Source organism: Aquirufa sp. OSTEICH-129A (assembly GCF_054558355.1).
Genome location: NZ_JBPXKC010000001.1, coordinates 421,183 through 442,593, shown reverse-complemented (window position 1 = coordinate 442,593; position 21,411 = coordinate 421,183). Strand labels below are relative to the sequence as shown.

19 protein-coding genes and 3 tRNA genes are annotated in these 21,411 nt (G+C 34.7%); 8 read left to right on the top strand and 14 right to left on the bottom strand.

Annotated elements, in window-relative coordinates; genetic code table 11:
• The first annotated feature begins 26 nt into the window (after positions 1-26).
• Genes SKC36_RS01995 through SKC36_RS01970 form a run of 6 tightly spaced genes read left to right on the top strand, consistent with a single transcriptional unit; the run spans position 27 to position 4,108 of the window.
• Complete coding sequence (locus SKC36_RS01995) at positions 27-617, top strand: bifunctional nuclease family protein (RefSeq protein ID WP_459452860.1); 591 nt, start codon at positions 27-29, stop codon at positions 615-617.
• The gene (locus SKC36_RS01990) at positions 614-1,498 is read left to right on the top strand and encodes a cell division protein FtsX (protein ID WP_459452859.1); all 885 of its coding nucleotides are present in this window, start codon (positions 614-616) and stop codon (positions 1,496-1,498) included. Before SKC36_RS01995 ends, SKC36_RS01990 begins: the two co-directional genes overlap by 4 nt.
• A gap of 1 nt (position 1,499) precedes the next feature.
• On the top strand, positions 1,500-1,712 hold the full coding sequence (locus tag SKC36_RS01985; protein ID WP_459452858.1) for a DUF3098 domain-containing protein: 213 nt from the start codon (positions 1,500-1,502) through the stop codon (positions 1,710-1,712).
• A complete protein-coding gene (locus SKC36_RS01980) occupies positions 1,712-2,500 on the top strand; it encodes an undecaprenyl-diphosphate phosphatase (RefSeq protein WP_459464272.1) in 789 nt (262 codons plus the stop codon). The genes SKC36_RS01985 and SKC36_RS01980 overlap by 1 nt, the downstream gene beginning before the upstream one ends.
• Entirely contained in the window at positions 2,488-3,177 is a 690-nt protein-coding gene (truB, locus tag SKC36_RS01975) for a tRNA pseudouridine(55) synthase TruB (protein ID WP_459452856.1), read from the top strand. Before SKC36_RS01980 ends, truB begins: the two co-directional genes overlap by 13 nt.
• Positions 3,161-4,108 carry a bifunctional riboflavin kinase/FAD synthetase gene (locus SKC36_RS01970; RefSeq protein WP_459464270.1) on the top strand — a complete coding sequence of 316 codons (948 nt, stop codon included), beginning with the start codon at positions 3,161-3,163 and terminating at the stop codon, positions 4,106-4,108. The genes truB and SKC36_RS01970 overlap by 17 nt, the downstream gene beginning before the upstream one ends.
• Here SKC36_RS01970 and pheA read toward each other — a convergent pair.
• Complete coding sequence (gene pheA, locus SKC36_RS01965; RefSeq protein ID WP_459452854.1) at positions 4,082-5,161, bottom strand: prephenate dehydratase; 1,080 nt, start codon at positions 5,159-5,161, stop codon at positions 4,082-4,084. The genes SKC36_RS01970 and pheA overlap by 27 nt on opposite strands.
• 89 nt (positions 5,162-5,250) lie before the next feature.
• Between pheA and SKC36_RS01960 the strand changes: the two genes are divergently transcribed.
• Positions 5,251-6,345, top strand: a complete 1,095-nt coding sequence (locus SKC36_RS01960; protein WP_459464268.1) for a glycosyltransferase family 4 protein — start codon at positions 5,251-5,253, stop codon at positions 6,343-6,345.
• Here the strand turns inward: SKC36_RS01960 and SKC36_RS01955 are convergent.
• Genes SKC36_RS01955 through SKC36_RS01945 form a run of 3 tightly spaced genes read right to left on the bottom strand, consistent with a single transcriptional unit; the run spans position 6,335 to position 8,963 of the window.
• A complete protein-coding gene (locus tag SKC36_RS01955) occupies positions 6,335-7,528 on the bottom strand; it encodes a glycosyltransferase family 4 protein (RefSeq protein ID WP_459464266.1) in 1,194 nt (397 codons plus the stop codon). The genes SKC36_RS01960 and SKC36_RS01955 overlap by 11 nt on opposite strands.
• A gap of 5 nt (positions 7,529-7,533) precedes the next feature.
• Positions 7,534-8,082, bottom strand: a complete 549-nt coding sequence (locus SKC36_RS01950) for a WcaF family extracellular polysaccharide biosynthesis acetyltransferase (protein WP_459452851.1) — start codon at positions 8,080-8,082, stop codon at positions 7,534-7,536.
• A complete protein-coding gene (locus SKC36_RS01945) occupies positions 8,079-8,963 on the bottom strand; it encodes a glycosyltransferase family 2 protein (RefSeq protein WP_459464264.1) in 885 nt (294 codons plus the stop codon). The genes SKC36_RS01950 and SKC36_RS01945 overlap by 4 nt, the downstream gene beginning before the upstream one ends.
• Positions 8,964-9,151: 188 nt before the next feature.
• On the opposite strand from SKC36_RS01945, the gene SKC36_RS01940 reads away from it, so the two are divergent.
• Positions 9,152-10,288, top strand: coding sequence for a glycosyltransferase (locus tag SKC36_RS01940; RefSeq protein ID WP_459464262.1), 1,137 nt, complete (start codon positions 9,152-9,154; stop codon positions 10,286-10,288).
• Here the strand turns inward: SKC36_RS01940 and SKC36_RS01935 are convergent.
• The 10 genes from SKC36_RS01935 to SKC36_RS01890 all read right to left on the bottom strand — a co-directional run bounded on the left by SKC36_RS01935 (position 10,274) and on the right by SKC36_RS01890 (position 21,411).
• The gene (locus SKC36_RS01935) at positions 10,274-11,461 is read right to left on the bottom strand and encodes a glycosyltransferase (protein WP_459464260.1); all 1,188 of its coding nucleotides are present in this window, start codon (positions 11,459-11,461) and stop codon (positions 10,274-10,276) included. The genes SKC36_RS01940 and SKC36_RS01935 overlap by 15 nt on opposite strands.
• 30 nt (positions 11,462-11,491) lie before the next feature.
• Positions 11,492-12,790, bottom strand: coding sequence for a hypothetical protein (locus SKC36_RS01930; RefSeq protein WP_459464258.1), 1,299 nt, complete (start codon positions 12,788-12,790; stop codon positions 11,492-11,494).
• Positions 12,791-12,845: 55 nt separating this feature from the next.
• A tRNA-Arg gene (locus SKC36_RS01925) sits at positions 12,846-12,919 on the bottom strand.
• Positions 12,920-12,979: 60 nt separating this feature from the next.
• Positions 12,980-13,053 (bottom strand) — tRNA-Pro (locus tag SKC36_RS01920).
• A gap of 11 nt (positions 13,054-13,064) precedes the next feature.
• Positions 13,065-13,151 (bottom strand) — tRNA-Ser (locus SKC36_RS01915).
• A 63-nt stretch (positions 13,152-13,214) separates the two neighbouring features.
• The gene (locus SKC36_RS01910) at positions 13,215-14,711 is read right to left on the bottom strand and encodes a glutamate synthase subunit beta (protein ID WP_459464256.1); all 1,497 of its coding nucleotides are present in this window, start codon (positions 14,709-14,711) and stop codon (positions 13,215-13,217) included.
• 9 nt (positions 14,712-14,720) lie between these two features.
• On the bottom strand, positions 14,721-19,289 hold the full coding sequence (gene gltB, locus SKC36_RS01905) for a glutamate synthase large subunit (protein WP_459464254.1): 4,569 nt from the start codon (positions 19,287-19,289) through the stop codon (positions 14,721-14,723).
• A gap of 202 nt (positions 19,290-19,491) precedes the next feature.
• The gene (locus SKC36_RS01900; protein WP_459452844.1) at positions 19,492-19,929 is read right to left on the bottom strand and encodes an STAS domain-containing protein; all 438 of its coding nucleotides are present in this window, start codon (positions 19,927-19,929) and stop codon (positions 19,492-19,494) included.
• Positions 19,919-20,866: a phosphoribosylaminoimidazolesuccinocarboxamide synthase gene (locus tag SKC36_RS01895; RefSeq protein ID WP_459464252.1), complete on the bottom strand. Its 948-nt coding sequence runs from the start codon at positions 20,864-20,866 to the stop codon at positions 19,919-19,921. Before SKC36_RS01895 ends, SKC36_RS01900 begins: the two co-directional genes overlap by 11 nt.
• 2 nt (positions 20,867-20,868) lie before the next feature.
• Positions 20,869-21,411: a hypothetical protein gene (locus SKC36_RS01890; RefSeq protein WP_459464250.1), complete on the bottom strand. Its 543-nt coding sequence runs from the start codon at positions 21,409-21,411 to the stop codon at positions 20,869-20,871.

The following is a 21,411-nucleotide window of genomic DNA, read 5'->3' as shown; positions in this document are numbered from 1 at the left end:
ATACATTTGTTTTTTAAAATGTAGCCTTGAACGATTATTTAAAATTAAGTATAGTTTCAGTATCTCCTAGTTCCGTGGGAGCAAGTTCTTTTATTTTGCTCTTACAATCAGAAGATTATCCAAACCTAAGGTTTCCCATTGTCATAGGTAATCAGGAAGCGCAGGCTATTTCTGTTTATCTTGAGCAAATTCAAACTAGTAGGCCATTAACACACGATTTATTTATTCAAGTCATCGAAAAATCAAATTTGGATTTAAATCGTGTGTTAATTACTGATTTTAAAGAAGGTATTTTCTATGCCAAAATCGAATTTTTTCAGGATGGTTCGCTTATTGAAATAGATGCTCGGCCAAGTGATTCCATTGCCCTAGCACTCCGTGCTCAAAAAAATATTTTTATCAAAGAAAGTTTACTTAAATCCATTTGCATACCAGATGAGGAAGAAGAGGAATCGGATGAAGACCTCTCCTATTCCGTGGATATTCCTGTTTACCAACCTAATTCCCTTAGCTTATCCGAATTAGAAGGTTTATTGGAAAAAGCATTGGTTGATGAAAATTATGAAGAAGCAGCTAGATTAAGAGATCAAATTGAAATATTAAATAAACAAAAATGAAATATTCTAAAGCTAAACCGAGTTCAACCAACCTCTTGTTGATTTTCTCTATTTCTAGTTTGGCCTTTATAATTTGCGTTTTCTTTCAATTGTTCGTAGGAATTAAATCCTGGGGAGATGATATTAAATCGCAAATGAAAATATACGTTTACATGGAGGATTCTCTTAATAGTCAACAATTAATTGAATCGTATAAATTATTAGCTAAAAAGCCTTTTGTTCAAAATTTAGGTAGCAAAAAAGAAATTGCCTTTGTTTCCAAAGATAAAATTGCTGCTGATTTTTTAAAATCAAATCACGAAAATTACCAAGACCTGTTAGGAGAAGATAATCCATTTAAAAACCTATTTGTATTAAGTATTAGTGAGGAATTTAAATCAGGTAAATCTTTTGAAAAAATAGCCGCTGAATTAAAGAATTTTCCAGGTGTTTATGAAGTCACTTACCCGAATGCTTTTTTAGATTCTTTTTTGTCAAAAATCAAGCATGTCGGATGGATTATTTTAGTTTTTATTGTTCTGTTAAGTGCTTTTATCTACCTACAATTATCCAATTATATTCGATTAAATATTCACAGCAATAGGGTTTTAATCAAAACAATGCAATTATTGGGTTCAACCAATGCCTTTATTCGTAAACCTTATTTATTGAATTCCTTATTATTGGGATTGTTGGGCGGTGGTTTAGGCTATCTAGTTTCCAATGGGGTATTCTATTATTTTATTCAAAGTTTACCCGAGACTAGTTTTCTGTTTTTTGATTTAAATAACCAGCTACAGTTGTTTCTCTTAGCTGTTCTTAGTTCTTCCTTATTTAGTGTTATTTCCACCTATTTTTCATTGAATCGTTACTTGAAGATTCAACACACTAACTTATTTTAATATGGCTAATCCAACTAATTCCAATCTACCCTTAAACCGAAAAGATATTTTAATTTTGGTTGCTGGACTTTGCATCATGATTCTAGGTTTTTTTGTCATGACTTTGGATAAAGAACCCTTTGGCTTTGGATTTTTGGGAATCACCTTAGGCCCTATTTTAGTATTAATAGGCGTAATTCTCCCCATTTTTTCTTTGTTTAAAATCAAGAAATAATGAATCAATTTTTTGAGGCAATTGTGCTAGGCATTGTAGAGGGTTTAAGTGAGTTTTTACCAGTTTCTTCTACTGCTCACATTATTGTAGCTGAAAAGTTATTAGGCATAGAGCCCTCTAAATACCTGAATTTTTTTACGGTTTTTATTCAATTAGGGGCTATTGCAGCTGTTCCTTTTCTTTATTTTAAACGTCTTTTTCAATCTTTTCGCGTTTATAAATATATCATTGCTTCTTTTATACCAGCAGCCATATTTGGTGTATTATTAGATGATCTCTTAGAATCATTATTTCAGGGTTATTGGTTCATCGCTGCCTCATGGGTAGTAGGAGGCCTACTATTGATTAAAATTGACGATTGGGTGAAAGACAAGGATCATCAACATGACAATATTGAAAACATGTCCATTCCTCAATCCATTAAAATAGGCTTATACCAGTGTTTGGCTATGATTCCTGGAGTTTCTCGTTCAGGAGCATCCATTATCGGAGGACGTTTAGTTGGATTAAATCACCATGCTGCTGTCGAATTTTCATTTTTGTTGGGTATTCCTACTATTTTAGGAGCATGTGCCAAGAAACTTTTGGATTACCGCCATGATTTAGATGTTATTTTAAATCCGACCAATAGTATTTCTTTACTAATTGGGGCTGTTATTAGTTTTATTATTGCGCTAGTAACAATTCGGTGGATGGTGGATCTAGTAAATAAATATGGCTTTAAATTCTTTGGTTATTATCGAGTTTTGGCTGGTATCTTTTTAGCATTATACTTGTGGATGATTTAATTCCAGTTGAAGATAAATTCTATTTAATAGATAAGCCCAAAACTTGGACTTCCTTTGATGCTGTTCGTAAAATCAGAAACATGGGTAAGTTTAAGAAAATAGGTCATGCAGGTACCTTAGATCCATTGGCCTCTGGTCTTTTGATTATATGTGTTGGAAAGTACACCAAAAAAATTGAGTATTTCCAGTCACTTCCGAAAACCTATACCGGTTCATTTGTTTTAGGAAAAACGACACCATCCATTGATTTGGAAACAGATTTTGATGAGGAGTATCCAATTGATCATATTACTCCTGAATTATTGGAAAAAGCAAGACAATCCTTACTGGGTGAAATTCAACAAATCCCTCCTATTTATTCAGCTGTTAAACAAAATGGTCAACGTTTGTATGTTCAAGCTAGGAAAGGTTTGACTGAAAAGGACGTTGAAATAAAAATTCGCCAAGCTAGCGTATATGAATTTGAAATAGATACTACTCATTTTCCCGAAATCAAGTTTAACATAACTTGTTCCAAAGGAACCTACATTCGAAGTATGGTGAGGGATTTTGGTTTTTTCTTAAATTCTGGCGCTTATTTAAAAGAACTAGTTAGAAGTCAAATAGGAGATTATTGTCTCGATAAGGCTCAATCCATCGAGAAATTTAGTGCAGAGCAGTATGAAATACTTTTATAATTTTCCTGATAAGGCTTTTGTCAAACAATCCGTTATTACCATTGGAATGTTTGATGGTGTGCATTTAGGTCATGCTAAAGTATTATCGGAATGCGTGAACATTGCCAAAGAAAAAGGAATTAATTCTATTGTTATTTCTTTTAGTAACCACCCCTCCTCCTATTTTAATCCCAATAATATTTCGGAAAATAGTTTATTAAGTCCCGATATAGAAAAAGTAGATTGGATAGCCTCATTAGGTATAGACTATTTGTTTATGATCCCATTTGATCATTATATCGCGCATTTACCAGCTGAAAATTTCATAGAAGATATTCTTATAGCCAAATTTGGAATAAGTGATTTAGTTCTAGGTTACGATAATCGTTTTGGATACCAGAGAAAAGGATCTGTTGATTTCGTTAATCAGCATTATACCAATCAAATTCAAGCATATTCGGTGGACGTAGCCAAATTAGGTGATGAAATAATAAGTTCATCCTTGATTAAAGAATATATTGGTCAGGGAAATTTAGTCAAGGCCAATACCATGCTAGGTAGAAATTATTCCTTACGTGGAAAAATCATACATGGTAATCATCAAGGTCGTGAATTGGGATATCCCACAGCTAATTTGTCCCTTGATGATAAAGACAAGTTAATACCTAGTTTGGGTGTATATGTCAGTATAATGAAATGGAATGGTCGGGTTTTTGGAGGGGTAAGCAATATCGGTAAAAGACCCACCATCACCCAGGATACTTACATATCCATCGAAACGCATTTGTTTGATTTTCATGAAGATATCTATGACCAACAAGTGGAGGTAGAATTGCTTGAAAAAATTAGAGATGAAAAAAAATTCTCATCTCTACAAGAATTGATGAATCAAATATCCCAAGATGCAGCTTTTGCTAAAAAGCAATTAGCAAAGGTTCATATAACTTCCTAAGAAAATAATTTCGTCTTTTCTTTTTTCTAGAATCTGCTGTACATTTTCATCTAATTTGTTGCCCTCAATGTCAATAAAGAACCAAAACTTAAACTCGTGCGTATCTTTTTGAGGTCTAGATTCAATCTTTAACAAGTTTATTTGTACATCTTCGAAGTCTTTCAAGAGGGATAATAAAGCACCTGGTTTATCGTCATGCTTTAATTTAACAGCTAAGCTAGTTTTATCCTTATCCGTTTTCTTTAGATTTTCTACTTTTGAAATAATGAAGAATCTAGTTTGATTCGCTTCGCTGTCTTGGATATTATCAAATAAAATAGGTAATGAATAAATTTTTGCTGCAATGTGTGAACACAATGCTGCTGCTTTAGTATCCTCAACGGCTAATTTGGCTGCTTTTGACGTCGAATCAACTTGAACAAAGAAATCTTCTGGTTTGTGATTAAAGTAATCCTGCAAAAATCCTTTACACTGTTGAAAGGCAATATCCTTGGAATATATCTTTTGTATTTGATGAATGGAATTTTCTTTGGATGCCAAACAGAAATTTACGGGGATTATGATTTCTGAAATGATGAATAAATTTCTCTCATTTAATAGGTCCATGGTTTCTTTGACCATCCCCTCTTGATTATTTTCAATGGGTACCACACCATACTTAGCTCTGCCCGTCTCAACCGAATCAAATACTGAGCGAATGGAAGGTAATGAGATATAGTCTGCCACTGCTCCAAATCTACTTTCTGCAGCTTGATGCGTAAAGCTACCCTCTGGGCCTAAAAAAGAAATTATTTCTGGTAATTCTAAGTTTCTAGATACACCAAATATTTCTAAAAATATAGCTTCAATGGCCGCTTTACTTAATTTTCCCGTGTATTTGGATGCCAATCGATCAACAATTTCTTTTTCTCTATCAGGATGATAAATAACGGTATTGTTTTCTCTTTTTAATCTTCCTATCTCCTCTACAAATTCCATGCGTTCTACGAGCAATTTTAGGATTGAATCGTCAATGGAATCTATGTTTTCTCTTAATTGTTGTATGCTTTTCATTCGGGATAATTTTCAATGCAGCTCAAAATTACTAATTTTGATCAGTAGTCGAAGTTTTTCTGCTCAATACCTCATTTTAATTTTGTGGAATGTCAAAAAAGAAAATATTATTCTTCTCTAGTAATCTAAATCGTACTGGTGCAGAAATAGTTTTATTTGATATTCTACATCAAATTGATTCCGATAGATTTGAGGTAGGGCTAGTTCTTTTAGAAAGAAATGGAGCCTTAACGAGTCATTTATCCCCGCATATCCAAATCTTTTATTTAGATACGCAATTTTCATTGTGGGATAAGATTAAATTTCATGCAGGCCAAGATATCGTGTCTCAACGATTATCCAAAATTCAAAGTATTTTTCAGGCGGATGTTTGGTATATCAATACCATCCAAAATGCTTTCCTTTTACAATTTAAAAACCAGTTTAAGGTGAGTGCATTTTTACATGTGCATGAATATTTATACAATTTTGAACAACTGGAAATCAAAGATTGTCAGCGCATATTTGAACAAGTAGATTGTTTGGTAACTTGTTCTGAATTGGTTCAAAGTTTCTTTGCTCCCATTTTTAGCGGACCTAGTTTTATATTTCAATCTGGAATTAATAAGGAATTCATTGATCAATGCCTCGTTAATTATGTCAAGAAGCCTTTAAACAAAAAACGTATTGTTTCATCAGGTACAGTTTGTTATCGTAAAGGAGTAGATATTTTCCTTCAAATAAGTAAATCCTTTAATGCCGACGAATTTGAATTTATTTGGTTGGGAAAATGGGCTAACAATGGTTATGCAGAGCTAATTCGTAGACAAATGAATACTGGCTTATATCCTGCTGTTCAATTTTTAGATAATGTACAACCTCAAGCGTATTATGAAATTTTAGCTAGTGCTGATGCTTTTATTACTTGTTCTAGAGAAGAGAGTATGGGCTTGGTGGCTATGGAGTCTATTTATTGCGGTGTTCCTGTCTTAGCGACCAATTCTGGAGGCTCTAGCCTGTCTGTTAATTCTACTAACGGAATATTATGCCAGGATTTTAGACCAGAAACATTAGCAACTGCCTTAAATTCTCTATTAGATCAAGTATTTGATCAAGGAAAGATGCGTGAAAGCTTGTCTAGCTTTAATATTCAATCTGAATGTCAAAAGTTAGAAGAAATTCTATCTAATTCCCCTAATCTCTAACAGGAGGCTGGTTTCCAGATAAATTGGTATTCTTTTTTTCTTCCACCAATTGTAGCCTCTTTACCTTATCTATTTTAGTATACTTCAAACGATCCACCGTATTGGCATCTATATTTTTAGATAAAATATAGGCGATATAGCAGTACAGTAAAAAGGTTAAAAGTAAGCCAAATAACACTTCATGGTTTGAATATTGATGGCGTATGAAAGAGTAAATCACTAACACGCATATGTTAAAGGAAATTAAAATCATGGTAGCACCAAAATGACTAAAACCATTATCTATTAATATATGATGTAAGTGTTTGCGATCTCCTTTAAAAGGTGAGACACCTGTCGATATACGAATGATGAACATCCGCAATGTATCAAAAAGAGGCAATAGTAAAATGATGATGGTTAATATTGGAGCGTCTTTTATTAGTCTTGGATCATAGATGTATGAACTATTGAAAACAATATATTTTACTGCAAAAAACGCTAATAAAAATCCTAATATCATGGAACCCGTATCGCCCATGAAAATTTTGTTTTTGGTGGACCAATTGAATCGTAAAAAACCTACCAATGAACCGGCTAATGACAAAGCCAAAGTGGCCAAAGCAAATAAACCTAAACTATAAAATAAATAAGCAAATACAGCAGAAGCAACGAATCCTACTGTTCCCGCAAGGCCATCAATCCCATCTAATAAATTGATGGCATTAATGATTGCAATGATAATAAACAATGTAAATGCAATACTGAAGATGTATGGAATATGGTGGATGTTGAATAAGCCAAAGAAAGTCGAGATGCGCAAATCACCAAATGTAATTAATAATAAGGCTGCTGCAATTTGAATAAATAGCTTCTTTTTAGGGGATAAAATTAAGATGTCATCTTTAATTCCTAAAAAGAATAATATGATCAAGGCAGCCACGGCCAAATGTATCTCATGGCCCTCATTGGGATTATCCCAGATGAAATAACTGATTAAAGTAGCGGCAAAAATGGCTACTCCACCCAAGGTTGGGGTAAGTTCTTCATGAGAACTTCTGAGCTCTATTTCTGCCATCAAATCCTTTAATTTCGAAATGTTAATAATGACAGGAATTGCTGTCACCGTCACTACAATCGAAACAATAAAGGAAACAATGATTTGAAACTCTTTATTACTTAATAGGTGTAAATATTCATTCATTGTACTTAGCTTATTTCTCTATGTTTAACTACTTGGGCCGGATTACCTTGATTTATGGTATAAGGCGCTAAATCTTTACTTGTAAATGATCCAACAGTCAGAACACTATGGGATCCAACTCTCACCCCTCCACTTACCATGGATTTTGCTCCTATCCAAGCACCTTCTTCTATTACAATATTTCTCGTTATTAAATCAAAGGATGATTTTTTATAATCATGATTCCCTGTGATTAATAAAGCCCCTTGCGAAATACATGCATGGTCATAAATAATCACTTCGGATAAATTGTCAATCCAGGCTTCCTCGCCTATCCAAACGTAATTTCCTACTTGTAATTTCCAAGGAAATTTAATTTTTACCCAAGGTTTAATGACAACATGATCTCCGATTCTAGCTCCAAATAAACGCAACAAATTTACTTTTAATCTATTGGGATATGGAATATTGGTTAAAAAAAACACATTCGAAAATATAAGCCAAAGAAAATACATCAGCTTGGCCTGTATTCCCGGTGATCCCTCCCCTGTAAATGTGCTTAAATCTGTTTTCAAACGATTTCTTTTAAGGCTTCTTTGATTTTATCTTTTTCAAAATTATGTGAATTTTCAAATTCATACACCTTAGCATCTACTAAAAAGCGATACCAAAATACTTGAAGTACATTCCACATTAAACCCCTTATTCCGTCTAATATACCTAATCTAAAAAAATAGGAATAATGAAACAGTAGAATAGAACGTACAAAAATAGGACTTTTGTTGTAAAATGATTTTAACAAATGAACAACTAAGTCTTTCAGTGGTAATTTATCTTTGATTTGATCCGCCTGCAAATACCGATGTTTTAATACTTCGATTGACTCTCTATTGGCATATAAATTATGTTTTTGAGTCCACCATGTTAGATTGTTCAAATTATGGTCAATGATCAAACTCTTTAAATTGTAGGTTGATGGCTCATTCAAAATGATTTTTTCGTCCATCCATTTATCGTCACATTTCCCCTCGCCCCTTTTCCAAATGCGAAGTAACCAAATAGGGTTAGTCATACCATAATGGATTATTCCTCCCATAAAGAATACCTTTCTTTGCATATAAAAACCATTGATGGAATCAAAAGCCTCATCATTCAAACAATCTTTAATCTCTGAAATCAATGAGTCACTCAATAATTCATCGCAATCTACTCGAATGATATAGTCTGTTTCGAATGGGTATATTTCCAATGCCCTGTTAATTTGATTGGCATGGTGAATGAATTTATTTTGCACTACTGGTATGCTATATTTTTCAGCTATGGCCAGCGTATTATCTGTAGAAAAGGAATCTATGATGAATATTTGATTACTTAGTTTTTGAACATTCTGTATACATCTCTCTAAATGAATTTCTTCATTATAGGTAAGTAACAACACACTAATTGACTTTTTCAAAGGAAAAGAAATTCTAAATTATTCAAATAAATGCTCAATGGTAATCAATATGCAATTTAAGATTTATTATTGAGAATTAGCTTATTTCTAATTCAGCGCCGTATCACTTCATCATGTGACATAATATTACCTGAGTAATCTTTGCCTTGATTAAAAAAGGGATTAGTTTTGTTTTTGAAATTCATCTTATGAGAATTCTAATATTTCATAATCTTTTATGGTCCCAGTACAAATCAGTTATATTTGAAAAAGTAGCTGACATTTGTAACAAAAATAATGATGAATTATTAGTTCTAGAAACTACCATTACTGAATCAGGAAGAGAGGATTTAGTCAATTTTGATTTGGATAATTATCCCTACAAATTCCCTGTAAAACTGATTAGTACTCAACCTCTACAAAGTATATCCCCCTGGAAAGTAGCTTATTCGTGGATAAAAGCCATATTTCAATTTAAACCAGATGTGATCAATTTTACTGGTTATGCTGAGGCAGCCGCACTACCGACTTTATTACTCTGTAAATTATTAGGAATTAAAACCGTAATGACCATTGAGTCGGTTAGAAATCAATCAGAACATCAAAACGTCCTGATTTATACCATCAAATCCGCTATTAAATCGGCTATTTTTAAGTTGACTAATGCTTATTTTAGCTATGGTTTAAATTCAAACCAATTTCTATTTCGGGCGGGTGTAGCTAAGAATAAAATTCTTTCTTTTTTAAATTCCTTTGATAAAGTAAAATTCAAAGAGCAAATTCTTTTTAACACAAATCTTTCAAAAAAAGATATTAAACCATACCTGCTCTACGTAGGCCGTTTGTCCGAAGAGAAAAATTTATTTGAATTGTTGGATTTAATGAAGGAGTTGCCCTACCAGTTAAAAATGGCTGGCAATGGTCCTTTGTTCAAGGAATTAGCATCCAAGATTCATGTAGAAAAGATTACCAATGTTGATTTATTGGGTACAGTTGCTTGGAATGAATTAGCAAATTTATACCAACATGCGACCTGTTTAGTTTTAGTTTCCAAGGCTGAAACTTGGGGAATGGTAGCCAATGAAGCACAAGAATTAGGAAAGCCTGTGATTTGCACAGAAGCCTGTGGTTGCGCCAATGATTTAGTTATCGATGGTTTCAATGGTCTGGTTATTAGTAAATTAGATGATTTACAAGAAAGGAATAGGATTAAAGATTTTTTAAAAGATTATCCCAATCGAGCTGGAAATCTCCAGCAAAATTCAATTAAAAATTCCAAGATTTTTGATGTCAATAAATTAGCTCAGGAAATGTATCAAGGTTTTCGAATCTTAACCTTGAATTAATTGAGTTAATTGCTTTTCAACGGCTTGGTAGGAATAATTTTGAATTACAAATTCTCTACCCATTTGAGCCATTTTTTCCCTTTCGTTTGTATTTTCAAGCAGGCTATAGAGTGTCTCAAATAAAGATTGGTCATTAAGTTTAATTACTTTAGCGCCACCGGCTTCTTGCAAGTCTAAAGCTATACCAACATGTTCCGAAATGATGACAGAAGCATCACACAATAATGCTTCGACTACGGACATGCCAAAATTCTCTGAAAGCGAGGGTAAAACAAAAATTTGAGTGTCAACTAAAAGTTCCTTCCCTTCTTCCGGGGATAATAATCCTGTAAATACTACATGCTTTTCAAGATTGTTTTTTTGAATAATATCCTGAAGTTCCTGTACATAATTTCCTTCATCTGATCCTGCTATTACGTAAAGAACTTTAGGATAATGCTTAATTAATTCCGGTAATACATCAAGCACGTAGTTGATTCCTTTTTTAATGGTAACTCGACCATAGTGGGTTAGGATGATTTGATCTTCATCAAGGCCAAATTTTTGACGGAAGGTGCCCTTGGCTGGTAGTAGATTGAAATTTTCTACATCAACTATATTAGGAACTATACTTGATATGATAGGAATAGATAAGAATTTATTCACCTTTAGAGATTCATCTCTTGTAGAAAATAGCACTCCTTTAGCCTCAATTAACATCTTTTTGACATATAATGCTAAGAAAAACTTTTTTACTTTGGAAGATTTTAAATGAAAGGTTTCATCATATAAACTACCGTGGGGAATTATAAAAAATGGAATCTTATGCCACTTACATGCTAAATAGGCCGCCATGATTGGAAAATTCCAAACAGCCTGCATTACCACTAAATCAAAGCGTTTTACGTGCTTAAATAACCAAAAAAACAGTCCAGGCGAAAAGGTATAATTGGAATACCCTATATAAGGGAAACGCCAAATGGGGTAACTAAATTCAGTTGTGGAAAGTTGACCTATGGTTATTTGAGCCTTTTGTTCTTCGGTAAGTCCTTGTGTAGTGGTTAGCACTTCAATTTGACAATCAACATCTTCTAAAGCTTTCGAAAAAGTTAAATTAGTAAATATGGGCCCTCCTATTGATATAGCAGGATAATATGCTGGGGAAACCTGTAAAACTCTTTTTGGAGCAGACATTTGATGCAAGTGCAGTTAAGAAAATCAGGTTTAATATTCAGATTTTAATTCGTTTTTATCCTTAACCATTTCCACATTCATAAATCGAATAAATATCAAAAATGAAACCCAATAAGCAAAGTCCATAGGTCTTCCAGAAGTAAACATTCCGACAAAGGTGTTTAAATAAAAAAGGCCAATGAAGTTTTGAAATATAGTTTGAGATTTAAAGCAACGATAGGCAAAATATAAAAAAGCAATATGAAAACCTGCAAATAAAATGAAACCAAAAACCCCAAAATTTACCAAAGATTCAAGCATCGGGATATCGATATATCTAAAACGATAGCCATGACCAAAAACGAAATCGATTTTACTGGTATTCCAAAGCTGTTTGATGTAGTTAATATTATTGACGCGCCCCATGGCTGATTCATCTACCTCTGAACTTTTACCTAAGGTTACGCCCGTGCTCATAGCACGAATAAACAGGTTGAAGAAGGTATTATAATAAGAATCAAATAGTTCTATTATCCTTAATTTGGAGGCAAAATAATATAAGTTTCCTATTAGCAATGCGTAGAAAATGTAGGACTGTCGTTTAACATGGGTAAAAATACTTTTCACTGGAACCATAAAAAACAACATACATGGTATTGCCATTAAAAGTGTTAAAATGGTCGCCCTTGTTTGAGTTAAAATGATTACAATTAAACTAAACCACACATTGATATGAGCTAATAAACGTGTTAAATAAACATGTGGTACCTTGATGGAATCCCAACTCCTATTGATGATTAAAAAGGAAATTAAAAAACCAGCTAAACCATTTCTACTATATATATAGGGATTACCAGTAAAGTTTTCGGTAGTCTTACTCGTGTATTGTACGGTAGCACGTGTACCAAATACGTAATTGGGATTTGTGGCTACGGAGTAAATTAAGGCACAGCTCGTTAAAAAGGTAATGATTAGAATAAGCACAGGTAAATACTTTTGCACTTGATTATCAACCCTTAATAATGAAAAAAGAAAACCAAAAATTAAGGCAAAATTAATGAGGTCGGTATTGAACATGGTCATTTCTTTATTCATCAAAAAGAAATAAATCATGGCAACACTAAAAAATGTTCCTCCTAGTAATAATAGAAAGGTATTGGGTCTATGACCGACTTTGGCATGAAAATGATTGAGCATTAAAATCAAGCCAAAAACATATACAGCTCCAGTGAATACAGATCCACCGCCGAAGCCTAGCTTTTCTTTGAAAAAATAAATTAATGGAGGAGCAATCCAGAATATCAATATTCCTATCGCATTTTTAACCAAGGTGATTTGCTTAATGGTCAACGCTTTGAAGGAAGGCTAGAAATGATTGATACGATTTGAAAGTCTAAGACTTTTGTGATTCCGTTTGGATTCGAACCAAAGACCTACTGCTTAGAAGGCAGTTGCTCTATCCAACTGAGCTACGGAACCTAAAAATAAATAGTCAATTTATTCTTGGTGCAAGCACTGTTAAATAAATTGACTATGTTGTCGGGGTGGCAGGATTCGAACCTACGACCTCTTGGTCCCAAACCAAGCGCGATACCGGGCTACGCTACACCCCGAAAAAACACTGCGGAGAGAGAGGGATTCGAACCCTCGGTACCGTTACCAGTACGACAGTTTAGCAAACTGTTCCTTTCGGCCTCTCAGGCATCTCTCCTAGCATTTAAGAGAGCACAAATGTAGTAATTTTTTTTGAATATCGAAATTCAAAAATGAAATTTTATTTAAAAATATCGAAACTTGAAACACTTTTTCCTTCCAAGCTAGTTTGACCCATTAAAAACTGATCGATATTTCTTGCAGCTTCTCTTCCTTCTGAAATAGCCCATACTACTAGTGATTGTCCACGTCTAGCATCACCTGCCACAAATATCTTTTCTTGAGCAGATTGATAGTTTCCATTGGCTACAATATTTCCTCTTTCGTCAGCCGAAATTCCAGCTTCAGTTAATTCCTGAAATAAATTACCATGGTCAGTGTGTAAAAATCCAGCTGCAATTAAAGCTAAATCACATGGGATTTCACGGATATTTTCTACTTTTTGTTCCATCTTTCCCTGGGACATATCGTAGGTGATATCACCAATTTTGAGGGCAACTAATTCATTTTTATCATTGGTGATAAATTCTTGTAAAGATATAGACCAAAGACGATTAGCTCCTTCTTCATGTGATGTAGAAGTACGTAACATATTGGGCCAATTTGGCCAAGGTGTATTTTCTGCTCTATCAACAGGCGGTTTTGGCATTACTTCAATTTGAGTAATCGAGGCAGCTTTATGGCGATTCGATGTACCGACACAGTCAGACCCTGTATCTCCTCCCCCAATAACCACCACATGTTTACCTGTGGCCATAATATTATGGTTAGTATAAGGTTCTCCTTTATGATTTACCTCAAGGGCAATTTGGGCATTACGCTTATTTTGTTGAGATAAAAATTCCATGGCTGGATAAATACCTGAGGCATCACTTCCTTTTGTTGAAATTAAACGAGGTGTTGTAGACCCCGTTGCAATCAAAATGGCATCAAATTCACTGATAAGCTTGGAAACTTTATAATTTACTCCAATATGAACATTGGTCTTAAATTCTATTCCTTCCTTTTCCATAACCGCTACACGGCGGTCAACCACAGATTTATCTAATTTAAAATCAGGAATACCGTAGCGTAATAATCCTCCTATACGGTCCGCTCTTTCGAATACCGTTACCGAGTGTCCTACTTTATTCAGTTGAGCAGCGGCAGCTAGACCAGCTGGACCAGAACCTACAATGGCAATTTTCTTTCCTGTCCTTTTTGTAGGAACAAATGGAACTACCCAACCTTCAGAATACGCTTTTTCAATAATTGATTTTTCAATCAATTCAATTGTTACCGGAGGTTTATTGATGCCTAATACACATGCAGATTCACAAGGTGCTGGACAAATACGCCCTGTAAACTCTGGGAAATTATTGGTCGAACTCAAAATTTCGTAAGCATATTTCCAATTTTGCTCATAAACTGCATCATTGAATTCAGGTATAATATTACCTAAAGGACACCCGCTATGACAAAAAGGCGTTCCGCAGTCCATGCAACGGCTTGCCTGCTTTTCAGTCTCTTCTGATGAATTTATTAATTCAATTTCTTTATAGTCATTGATACGCTCTGAAACATCTCTCTTCGCAGAGGTTTTTCTATCAACTTCTAAAAAACCTGTTGGCTTCCCCATTTTCAATAATTAGTTTAATTCTACTTTAATATTTTGATATACTTTGTCTTTATCATTCAACACATCTGTGATACTTAAGTGTCTACTAGCTAAGGCATTTCGGTAATCGATTGGTAATACTTTTTTGAACAAACTGGTCATAGACTTGAAGTTGTCCATAACATATTTGCCTTTCACCGAACCCGTTAACTCCACATGTTTTGCCAAATACATTGAAACAATTTGAACATCCTCTTGATTTAAGTCTGATATTTCAACCATTTCACGGTTTACTTTAGCTTCAAAGTCATTCTTTTCATCTAAAATGTAGGCAACTCCTCCGGACATTCCTGCCCCAAAGTTTCTTCCAGTGGATCCTAAAATTAATACAAGTCCACCAGTCATATATTCACATCCGTGATCACCTATTCCTTCCACCACGACTTTAGCTCCCGAATTCCTAACACAGAATCGTTCACCTGCCATACCAGCTAAATAAGCTTCTCCTGATGTTGCACCATAAAATGAAACGTTTCCTACAATGGAATTTTCAGCTGCAATAAATTTAGCTGCTGGAGAAGGGTAAGCAATTAAAGTTGCTCCGCAAAGACCTTTTCCTATGTAATCATTGGCATCGCCTTCAATTTCAAATTTTAAACCTTTGACAGAGAATGCACCAAAAGACTGACCAGCAGTTCCTTTAAACTTAATATGAATTAAGCCCTCTGGCAATGCTTTATCACCATATTTCTTAGTGATTTCATTAGAAAGAATAGTTCCTACCGAACGATTGACATTAATGATGTTAAATTCACCATTAACTTGCTTTTTCGAATCGATAGCCGCTTGAGCGATTTTTAAAATTTCCCAATCCAATTGATCCGCCAATCCATGATCTTGCTCTTCAGATTTATATACAGCTACTCCTTCGCCTGGATTGGATGGTTTTAAAATGGGTGATAAATCCACATGTTTGAATTTCCAGTGCGAGGAAACGTCCGCCATGCTTAAATAATCTACCCGACCAATCATATCTTCAATCTTACGGAAACCTAATTCAGCCATAATTTCACGTAGTTCTTGCGCCAAGAAATGGAATAAATTAACTACGTGTTCTGGTTTTCCTGTATATAATGCTCTCAATTCTGGATTTTGCGTGGCAACGCCAACTGGGCAGGTATTCAAGTGACACTTACGCATCATAATACAACCCGCAGTAACCAAAGCAGCTGTAGCTACTCCAAATTCTTCAGCTCCTAATAAAGCCGCAATGGCTATATCACGCCCAGTTTTTATTTGACCATCAGTTTGAATAGTAACACGTCCTCTCAACTTATTTTTCACTAAAGTTTGATGTGTTTCTGCTAAACCTAATTCCCAAGGTAAACCTGCATGACGAATAGATGATAATGGTGAAGCACCTGTTCCTCCATCGTATCCAGCAATCAAAATATGGTCAGCATGAGCTTTGGCAACACCCGCAGCAATCGTACCCACACCAGCTTCTGAAACTAATTTAACCGAAATACGAGCAGCTCTATTGGCATTTTTTAAATCAAAAATCAGCTGAGCTAGATCCTCAATTGAATAAATATCATGGTGAGGCGGAGGTGAAATTAAACCTACACCTGGCGTCGAATGACGGGTTTTACCAATCCAATCATCTACTTTATGACCTGGTAATTGTCCACCTTCACCCGGTTTAGCACCTTGAGCCATCTTAATCTGAAGTTCAACGGCATTGGTTAGATAATTGGCTGTAACACCAAATCGACCAGATGCAACTTGCTTAATGGCGGAATTCATAGAATCCCCATTCTTCAATTTTTCAAAACGAATTGGATCTTCTCCTCCCTCTCCAGTATTTGATTTTCCTCCAATACGATTCATCGCTATGGCCAAGGTAGTATGGGCCTCATAAGAAATTGAACCAAATGACATAGCTCCTGTTGCAAAGCGCTTCAAGATATTTTCGATCGGTTCAACCTCATCAATTGAAATTGATTGGGCATTTTTGAAACGTAACAAACCTCTCAACGTAATTGACTTCTTACTTTGGTCATCGATTAACTTGGAATATTTCTTGTATGTAGCATAGTCGTTCACCTTGGTTGACTGTTGCAACAAGTGAATTGTTTGTGGATTAAATAAATGCTCTTCTCCACGTTGCTTCCATTGGTAAATACCGCCCACTTCTAATTTTGGGTGATCCGATTTCAGCAAAGCAAAACCTGACTGATGCTTGATTAGGGCTTCTTTCGCAATGGTATCTAAATCTACCCCATTAATTCTGGAGATAGAACCACTGAAATAATTATCTACAACATCTTTTCCAAGGCCCAATATTTCAAATATTTGAGCTCCTTGATACGATTGTAATGTAGAAATACCCATTTTAGAGAAAATCTTTAATAATTCCCCATTAACGGCTTTTATGTAATTGTATTCTAGCTTTTCGTATGATAAACTTTGGTCTACCAGGCGATTATCCTTCATAGCCTTAATGGTCTCAAATGCCATGTAAGGGTTTATAGCTGAAGCGCCATATCCAATTAAAGTTGCAAAATGATGCGTTTCCCAAACATCGCCCGCTTCAATAATGATACCAACTTTAGCTCTTTTTTTGGTACGTATCAAATGGTTGTGGACTGCTCCTAAGGCTAAAAGTGAAGGGATTGGCGCATGTGAAGAATCAATACCACGGTCGGTTAATAAAATGATGGAATAGCCATCATCCACAGCATCCTCCGCATATTGACAAATTCTATTTAATGCTTTTTTCAAAACACCCGCTTCTTCCGAAGCACGGAAAGTCATGTGTATGGATTTAGTCTGAAAATTAGCATGATCAATCCAACGAATCTTTTCAACTTCTTTGTTACGCAATACAGGTTGTTGTATTTCAATTTGTCTACAATGACTCGGAGTTTCATCCAATAGGTTAGAAAGCCCGCCAATGTCTGTTAATAAAGACATCACCATTCTTTCACGAATAGGGTCAATTGGTGGATTGGTTACTTGAGCAAATAGTTGTTTGAAATAACTGGATAAATGCTGTGCCTTATCTGATAAAACTGCTAATGGCGTATCTATACCCATGGAACCCAAGGCTTCCTTACCTGTTTCAGCCATTTGAGCTAAAACCACCCGTATATCTTCCGTAGTAAATCCAAAAATTTGTTGGCGAGAAATTAACTCTACCGGCTTAGGCTGGCGGTATTCACTTCCTGCCTCTGGCAAATCTTCTACGCGTATTTTATTTTCTCGCAACCATTGACCATAAGGTTGTTGCTGACAAATCTTCTCCTTTAATTCTTCATCAGGAATAATTCTCCCCTGCTCCATATCCACGACAAACATCTTGCCAGGTTGTAAACGACCTTTTGAAACAATGGTAGCTGGATCTAAGTCCAATACACCTGCTTCAGAAGCCATTATCACATGGTCATCTTCTGTTACCCAATACCTAGATGGTCTTAATCCATTTCTATCTAAGGTTGCTCCAATCATTTTACCATCTGTAAATGAAATAGAAGCTGGACCATCCCATGGCTCCATCATGGCAGCATGATACTCATAGAAATCTTTTTTATAGTTTTCCATGGATTCGTTGCCATCCCAAGCCTCAGGGATCAACATCATCATTACATGAGGCAAACTACGACCACTCAGGTATAAAATCTCAATAGCATTATCTAAAATAGCTGAATCGGATTGCCCTAAGCTACATACTGGCAAAATCATGTCTAATTCCTCTTGAGTAAAGTACTTACTCGAGAATAAAGCTGATTGTGCTTGCATCCAAGAAGAGTTCCCTTTGACGGTATTAATCTCTCCATTATGAGCAATGTAACGGAATGGTTGAGCTAATCTCCATTCTGGAAAAGTATTGGTAGAAAAACGAGAGTGAACAATAGCTAAAGCTGATGTAAAATTCTCTTGGAATAAATCTTCAAAATACCCTGGAACTTGCATGGTTGTCAACATACCTTTATAAATAATGGTACGACAAGACAAGGAGGCAAAATAAAACTTACCGTTTAATTGAACAATTGTCTCATTTAATAAACGGGTCACATATTGACGGAAAACATAAAGTTTTCTCTCAAAATCAATTTCACTTAAACATGATTCTGATCTTTCTATAAATAATTGTTGAATCGAAGGCTCTTCATTTCCAGAATCAGCCCCTAATATTTCGGCATTATTTACGGGAACATGTCGGTAACCAAGGATGCGTAGACTTAATTTCTTGGCTTTTCTTTCAATAATCTCTTTACACTCTTTAATCAGTGTCTCATCCTTTGGAAAGAATACCATACCTACACCGTAATGGCTTAAGGATGGTAAAGCAAAACCTAATTTGGCTGTTTCTTCAAAAAAGAATTCATGGGGTAATTGAACCAATACACCAGCTCCATCACCCGAGTTCGGATCACAACCACAAGCACCACGGTGGTCCATGCGAATCAACATCTTGATTGAATCCTGTACAATTCGATGCGATTTAATGCCTTTCATACTAGCTACAAAACCAATACCACAAGCATCGTGCTCAAATTCTTTCCGATACAATCCCTCTTCATTCATGACTTCCATAAGAAACTATTAATATTCTAATAATAAACTAAAAATTCTTAACAAAATTAAATATCAGTAATGCTTAACATTTTGATATTTATATAGGCAATATCAAATTTAATCAAAAATATATTTGGCAATTCATTGAATAAACAAAATATAATATTGTTATTAAAATATCACTAAACAAGTATAAATTATCTTGTTAGAGTGCAATTATTTAATAATCATCACCGTAATCTGAGGAATCTCCACCAAATTCATTATCCTCTTCACCGTCTTCATCGCCAAAATCATTTTCCAAATCATTTAGATAAATGGCATCAACTCCTTCTCTTACTGTATTCAGAATCGTTAGATTTTCAATTTTCGCTTGATCCAAGCGATCTACAACTGATTCTTCTTTCGTCACTACCACAAATAAACCTGATTCATTAGAACAAATTTTGGTTCCTTTTCGAATAGCCGATACGCCATATCCATCCAATTCGCTTACCTTGGAGATATTCAATATCATATTGGTGTATTCTTTCTTGAAAAGCAATCGAACGACATTTTCTAATTCTTCGTAATTGCTTTGAACTAAAGTTTCTCCTTTCCAATCAATTAAAGCATAACTTTCGTTTTGATCTAGTTGAAATAAAGCATTAGTTGACATTTTCTAAATATTGGTTTACGTGATTAAATATACGTTCTTCTAAATTTTCTTGTGGTTCCTTTTTGAATTTTTGACCAGTTATCTCTTCAAATAGCAAGATATATCGCTGGGAAATTTCTTCAACAAAGGCATCCGTCATGGTCGGAACTTGTTGACCTTCTTTTCCTTGAAATCCGTTAGCAATTAGCCATTCTCTGACAAATTCCTTGGAAAGTTGTTTTTGTGCCAAGCCCTTTTCTAGTAATTCTTGGTAGGTATTGGCATAAAAATAGCGGGATGAATCTGGCGTGTGGATTTCATCCATCAGCATAATTTCTCCGTTTAGCATACCAAATTCATATTTGGTATCAACCAATATCAATCCCTTTTCCTTGGCCATTTGGGTTCCACGTTCAAATAATGCTAAGGCCTTTTGACTTAACTGATTCATGATATCAGGTGAAACTATTCCTAATTCCAATATTTTCTCAATTGAAATATCTTCATCATGACCTTCACTTGCTTTCGTGGTAGGTGTAATAATTGGATTGTGTAAACGGTCGTTTTCTTTCAACCCTTCAGGTAATGCAACACCGCAAACCTCTCTTTTTCCTGCTTTATATTCTCTCCATAAATGACCCGCTACATATCCACGAACTACCATTTCAATAGGAATGGGCGTGCATTTATATCCATAGGCTGCGTTGGGATCTGGAGTATCAATTAACCAGTTAGGAATAATATCTCGAGTTTTATTTAAAAAATAGGTAGCTATTTGATTTAAAACTTGACCCTTAAAAGGAATAGTTCTAGGTAAAATAACATCGAAGGCAGAAATACGATCCGAAGTTATCATCAATAAACGATCTTCTCCGATGCTGTATACATCCCTTACTTTACCGCGATAAAAAGCCGTTTGGTTTTTAAAATTAAACTGACCTTGAGCCTTATTTTCCATGCTTAATATGTTAAAATTCGTTCCTTCTTTTTCATTAAATCCAATAAACCCAAGGCTTCCTTGGTATTTACCCGATTCATATTTTGTTGTTCTTGCAACAATTGATTTTGCTTAGCCATTTTTAAAATGGGAAGTAGCTTTCTCCATTTGTAGGCATAAATTTCAAATTGTTTAATAAGGGTATCTGAAACTGGGTTTTCTTTAATTCCATTTTCAATCAAAGTAATAGCCTGGTCAATATTCCCTTGTTTTTCTAATATAGCAGCCTGAATTAATAATTCATTGGAATCTGTACTAGAAAACCGAATCCTGTTTTCTACCGTTTGATTCAAGCGAATATTTAATAAAGCCTGCGTTTTCTCTAATTCTTTGTTGATGAAAATATCTTTACCCTTAGCTTTTTTAATCCAATACAATGCTTCTGCATTTCGTTTGTTTTTGATTAAAAAATTAACCTGTTGTATGTCCTTATTGTATACGCTCGCTCTATTGGAGAATAAGCCTTGATAAATCAACAAGAAAATGTACAAATAAGATGTAAACAA